Origin of the sequence: Tumidithrix elongata BACA0141 (genome assembly GCF_036349135.1) — a bacterium.
Classification (GTDB): Bacteria; Cyanobacteriota; Cyanobacteriia; order Pseudanabaenales; family Pseudanabaenaceae; genus Tumidithrix; species Tumidithrix elongata.
The window spans coordinates 1-4,191 of record NZ_JAZBJZ010000207.1; the positions used below are offsets into that span (position 1 = coordinate 1).

Here is a 4,191-nt window from a genome sequence, read left to right on the forward strand (position 1 = left end):
CTCTCTTTTTATTTTCGTTTTTCGTCTCTGACTGATTTTTAGAGGTGCCCTTAAGATAGTGCTGCCTTTTTGAGTAATAAAGGGAACACTTCCACTTTACGGCTGAGAACTTTCTCAGTTTTAAGGAAATCAAAAAATTGTTGGAAGTACTCGACATCCTTAGCTGTGAATTCGTCAAACATCCTGTAATCGGGCAAAGGTACTTGCTTGGTCAGCGCAGGTTTAATTTTGGTATAACGCGGCAAATATTGACGGGCTAGGATAGGATTGCGTCGCACTTCCTCCACACCCATGCGATAAGCCGTAATGAATTTTTGAGCGATCGCAGGATGTTCGCTCAAAAATTTAGTCGAGATCGCCGCTGACCCTCCAAACCAAGGCGCTAGAGGATCGCCGAGAATATATTTAGAAACCACACCTGCTTCAAGGGTACGCGTTTTTCCTTCAATGCGACCGACCGTGCCGATCGGTTCTAACGTATAGGCAGCAGCAACTTCTCCCGAAGCGATCGCCCCGATATGTTTGTCAAAGGATAATGGCAAAATTTGAGCGTTGGGATATCCATTCTTTGCAAGAATTGCCTTGGCTAAAGCAATATTCTGCGGGCCCAGACCCGAACAAACTTTTTTCCCTTTGAGTTCGCTAATTGCTTTAATTGTGCTATCTCTCGCAACAACAAATTGTTCGAGAACGAACTGGGTATTGCTGATATTGGAGCAAATGATTTTGAAAAAGCCTGGCGATTTATCTTCGCCAATCGCTAAATTTCCTGAAGACACCCCATTGCCAGCCGCCTGAATCTTCCCAGAGATCATCCCTTCAACCACTTCTTGGGGATTCGCAAAGGCAATTGCTTCAACATCCAGTCCGAATTTCTTGAAGTAGCCCTTTTCTAGGGCTAAGTAGAGCGGTAAGGCGGGGGTGACGGCTGGATAGCCAATTACGATTTTGGAATTTTTACCTTGGGCATTGCTACTCAGCCCTGAGCTGAAAACTGCTCCAGTTGCCCCGCCAACGATTTGCAAAAAATTCCGCCTACGAATTTTCATAGAGATTAACGTGAATTTTAGAATGATATGCTCTGGAATATCACAGGTTCGCTCTCGACTTCTGCCGCAGTCGTTACAAACAGTTCAGATAAAGTATTTGGCAATCAGGCAGGCGTTGTAGCGCTTCAACATCCCTACGTTGAGCGTGTTGCCTTAAGTTTGTCGAAGGGGGCAAAATCCCAGATCCTCCTAGACGATTTAGGATAACGTCAGTTCGGGATGAGAAAACCTGAAACGCTATAAATTTCAAGGATCCCCCCCAGCCCCCCTTGAAAAAAGGGGGGAGAACTCACTCACAATGGAAACCAAGAAGACCTTTTAGCGAATTGCATTTTTCATATAGTCGCCCCAAACTTGAGCTGCCAGAAAACTACTGCCCGATGTCACACCTTCATCATTGCCTAACCATACCGCCGCTACCACCTGACGGCTGGGGACAATGCCAATGAACCATAGATCTCTGCTGTCATCAGTTGTACCAGTTTTGCCTACCACTCTTGCTTGCGGAATGGCAGCGGCGCGACCTGTGCCGTACTGCACCGTACCAGTCATCAGATCGATCATCGTATTGGCGAGATTCGCATCGACAGCTTGACGCGGTGGGAAGTCTTGAGCAGCATCGAAAATTACGCGACAGGTTTTTGTGTCTTTAGGATTTTTACAATCGCGACTGTCGAGAATCCGTTTGATCGCATGGGGTTGATTGTAAACGCCTTGATTGGCGATCGCACCGTAAGCCCCCACCATTTCGAGCATAGATACCTCAAAACCACCCAAAACTAGGTTTGAGGTCGGTTCCATCTTGGACTTTACGCCCAACTTCCGCGCCATTGCGATCACATTCTCCAACCCCGCAGACTCAGCCACCCGCACGGCTACAACATTCTCAGAAAGCGCAAAGCCGCGATACATATTGATGCTACCCGATCCGCCATTGTGACAACCCGCAATTCCCTGTGTAGAACTACAGGAGAAGACTGTATTGGGTGAAATTCCTCGATCGATCGCTGCGGCATAGTCAAAGAGCTTAAAGGTGGAACCGGGCTGACGCCTTGCCTGTGCGGCTCGATTGAACTGACTGGCTTTAAAATCGACACCACCCGTCATCGCTAAGATCGAACCATCTTTGGCATCGATGGTGACGATCGCCCCCTGATTGAATCCATAACCACCACCATCGCGAGCCACACCTTCCTTTAACGCTGCATCTGAAGCTTTTTGCATCTCCACATTCAGATTGGTCTCTACGATCAGATTGCCTTCTCTGGCAAAATTTTCACCCAAGATTTCTTGCATTTCGTCAAACACATAGCCGTAAAAGTAGGGTGCGATCGTGCCCTGCACTTTGCTCTTAGCATCCAAGTTCAATCGCAAAATGGAACGTCTTGCCCGTTCCGCATCCTCTTCCTTGACAACGCCCAGCTCTGCCATGCGATTGAGAATGCGATCGCGATATTCAATGGCGAGTTGTTTATTCTTAAATGGATTGATTACCTCAGGTGCAGGTAAAATTCCTGCGAGGGTAGCAGCTTCTGACAAATCGAGTTCCGAAGCTGATTTGTTGAAATATAACTTTGCCGCATCTTGAAAGCCATAGACCCCATTACCGAGGTAAACGCGATTGAGATAAATCGTCAATAGATCGTCTTTGCTGTAGTTCAAGGTCAGCTTAATGGCGGCTGCGGCTTCGCGCCACTTGCGTCCTGCTGAATCGTCTTTTCCCACATAGGTGCGACCTAAGAGGTTACGCGCGAGTTGTTGCGTAATCGTACTGGCTCCTTCCCGCAGCGATCCACTGCGTACATTCGTTACCAGGGCGCGTAAAACCCCAATCGGATCGACGCCAATATTCCAATAAAAAGAAGTATCTTCGGAAGCAATTACTGCTTTGGGCAAGAGTTGCCCGAATTCGTTGAGATGGGCTAACTCTGTATGTTTGGCAATATCCTCAGGTCCAATGGATGTGGTTCCATCGCCTGATAAGACCTCAACGGGGCCCTGTTGGCTGACAGGTAAGGGGCGCACATCGGGAACTTTACTGACTTCGATCGCGATCGCTAAAACCAATAAACCCACAGCACTGGCAATGCCGATGCCCGTATATTGCAAAGTGCGAATATACCAAGGTGGGGGATCGATAAAGCGCAGGGTAACGGCAGCTTCTAGCTCGGGTGGGCCCAACGTGATCGCCATATTGTGACGCAAGGGCGAAGATTTCAGGCGTTGGCGACGACGATAAATGCCGTTGGTTGAATTTAGATCGGTAATTACAAATTGCGATTTTTTTTGCTTGCTGTCTCGCACCAACTGGGCGTGAACTTGGCTGACCAATGGGGTCTGCACCACAATGTCACATTTACTGCTGCTGCGTCCCAAGGTATAGCGATCGCCGATCAGTTCGTAAATATCAGGCTTTTGTTTTGCCGATAGTCGCACTTCCAGTTTGGGGACTCTGGCTTTAGGCTTAAGTTTCAGGGCAGCGCCAAGCTTACTAAATGCTGGATTGACTACCTTAGTAATACTGGTCAGCAACTTAGACTTGGGTTGTGTCATAGCAACAGTTGGGTGGAATAAATGATAATCGCTAAGTCTAGGATAATACGGATCGCTTTATCTGTCTTGACTAAGACTTATGAATCCCTGCAACAAATTGCGGACTAAAAGCTTAAACCTATTGATACAGATTGACCTCAGATACTTCCCAGCCAGTTTCACCTGACTTTCTTCTTGAAGCCAAGAATTTAAGTTCTGGGCAATCGTTACTAACTTTACCTAGACAGAAAAGCTCATCCCACAGTTCCCAAAAGATCTGAAACAGGTGAGGGAAGCGATCTTTTGGCATTTAAATCGTTATTTACCGTTATCAATGTGACCATTCTTAAGCGTTTGGGAACATGCACAAATGGGGCAAGCAACCATAGGACGACCACACTAAGAATTTCTACCTCTCTATCATTACATCTTGAGCACAACCCTTTTTTCTTATCCCGAACTCACGTTATGTAGGAGTCATCGAGACTTCTCTTGCCACCTGCGATAGGTCACTGCTCCGAGCCCTGCTCCTGTTAAAGCCAGTGGGATCAATATCAAAAGGGCATCTCTAAAAATACAAACAAGAGTAGGAAGGGATTTGAGGAAAATG

4 protein-coding genes are annotated in these 4,191 nt (G+C 47.1%); 1 reads left to right on the forward strand and 3 read right to left on the reverse strand.

Going from position 1 to position 4,191, the window contains the following annotated elements:
- Positions 1 to 50: 50 nt before the first annotated feature.
- Positions 51 to 1,049, reverse strand: a complete 999-nt coding sequence (locus tag V2H45_RS25205) for an ABC transporter substrate-binding protein (RefSeq protein ID WP_330486450.1) — start codon at positions 1,047 to 1,049, stop codon at positions 51 to 53.
- A gap of 27 nt (positions 1,050 to 1,076) precedes the next feature.
- Here V2H45_RS25205 and V2H45_RS25210 point away from each other — a divergent pair, with 27 nt between their 5' ends.
- Positions 1,077 to 1,256, forward strand: coding sequence for a hypothetical protein (locus V2H45_RS25210; protein WP_330486451.1), 180 nt, complete (start codon positions 1,077 to 1,079; stop codon positions 1,254 to 1,256).
- A gap of 111 nt (positions 1,257 to 1,367) precedes the next feature.
- Here V2H45_RS25210 and V2H45_RS25215 read toward each other — a convergent pair whose 3' ends face one another.
- Together V2H45_RS25215 and V2H45_RS25220 are read right to left on the reverse strand one after the other, a co-directional pair.
- Positions 1,368 to 3,602 (reverse strand): transglycosylase domain-containing protein, encoded by a 2,235-nt coding sequence (locus V2H45_RS25215; RefSeq protein ID WP_330486452.1) that lies wholly within the window; start codon positions 3,600 to 3,602, stop codon positions 1,368 to 1,370.
- Positions 3,603 to 3,720: 118 nt separating this feature from the next.
- Positions 3,721 to 3,891, reverse strand: coding sequence for a hypothetical protein (locus tag V2H45_RS25220; protein ID WP_330486453.1), 171 nt, complete (start codon positions 3,889 to 3,891; stop codon positions 3,721 to 3,723).
- Positions 3,892 to 4,191: the final 300 nt, after the last annotated feature.

What these genes read in the sequence shown, in the direction of transcription:
- V2H45_RS25215 (WP_330486452.1), bottom strand. Translation starts at nt 3,602, where the DNA reads ATGACACAACCCAAGTCTAAGTTGCTGACCAGTATTACTAAGGTAGTC.
- V2H45_RS25220 (WP_330486453.1), bottom strand. Translation starts at nt 3,891, where the DNA reads ATGCCAAAAGATCGCTTCCCTCACCTGTTTCAGATCTTTTGGGAACTG.
- V2H45_RS25210 (WP_330486451.1), top strand. Translation starts at nt 1,077, where the DNA reads ATGCTCTGGAATATCACAGGTTCGCTCTCGACTTCTGCCGCAGTCGTT.
- V2H45_RS25205 (WP_330486450.1), bottom strand. Translation starts at nt 1,049, where the DNA reads ATGAAAATTCGTAGGCGGAATTTTTTGCAAATCGTTGGCGGGGCAACT.